Below are 1,063 nucleotides of genomic sequence, written 5' to 3' on the forward strand. Positions count from 1 at the left end.
GCGGGATTGGGGGCGGAATGGGGCCCGGCCAGGCGTCGCACACGCAGCCAGAGGGCGCGGCGGGCGTCGCCGCGGGCGACCTCGATGCGCAGACCGTCGATTTCGGCGTGATCGCCGCGGCGCGGGATGCGGCCCAGGCGGCCGCCCATCCAGCCGCCGACGCTGTCGTACTCGTCGTCGGGCAGCTTGCTGCCGAACACGTCGTTGAAGTGCGAGATCTCGGTGGCCGCGCGCACGCGCCACTGGTTCTCGCCCTCGGGGAAGATGGAGTCTTCCTCGGTCTCGTCGAATTCGTCCTCGATGTCGCCGACGATCTGCTCCAGCACGTCTTCCATGGTGACCAGGCCGGAGATGCCGCCGTGCTCGTCGATGACGATGGCCTGGTGGTTGCGGCTGACGCGGAATTCGCGCAGCAGCACGTTCAGGCGCTTGGATTCGGGAATGAAGACCGCCGGGCGGACCAGCGAGCGCACCTCGATGCCGGGTTCCAGCATGCAGCGCAGCAGGTCCTTGGCCAGCAGGATGCCGATGATGTTGTCACGGTCGCCTTCGTAGACGGGAAAGCGCGAGTGGGCGGTCTCGATGACCGAGGCGACCAGGTACGGGATGGGCTGGGTGACGTCCAGCAGGTCCATGCGCGAGCGCGGCACCATGATGTCGGCCACGATGCCTTCGGACACGGCCAGCGCGCCCCGGATCATCTGGTAGGACTCGGCGTCCAGCAGGGCGCGTTCGTGGGCGGCTTCCAGGACGGCCTTGATGCCTTCGCGGTCCTCGGGCTCTCGGCGCACGAGGGAAAGCAGGCGGTCCATCAGGGATTTGGTTGCGGGTTTTGCGGTGCGAGCAGGCGTCGCGTCGGGAGCAGGATAAGGGTCAGACATCGTCCGGGATGGACAAGTTAGGGAAGGGTCAGCATAACCGAAAGTCGATGCCAACTTGTAACCGCGTGGCCCAAAATGGGGCGAATCCACGCCATCTGCGCCGTGCCAGCGGTTATTTGCAGCGATATTTCAGGGTTGACCCGTAGGCGCCCGGCCAGGATGATCCGGCGCGGGCGGCGGGC

The 1,063-nt window shown here is 66.9% G+C and carries 1 protein-coding gene; it reads right to left on the reverse strand.

Going from position 1 to position 1,063, the window contains the following annotated elements; translation table 11 throughout:
• Positions 1-881 (reverse strand): CorC family transporter (locus tag AC6LJ5_RS30315; RefSeq protein WP_498142450.1); only part of this gene is annotated, 881 nt, incomplete at its 3' end.
• Positions 882-1,063: the final 182 nt, after the last annotated feature.

It is taken from the genome of Achromobacter sp. 1011791174 (assembly GCF_059760925.1).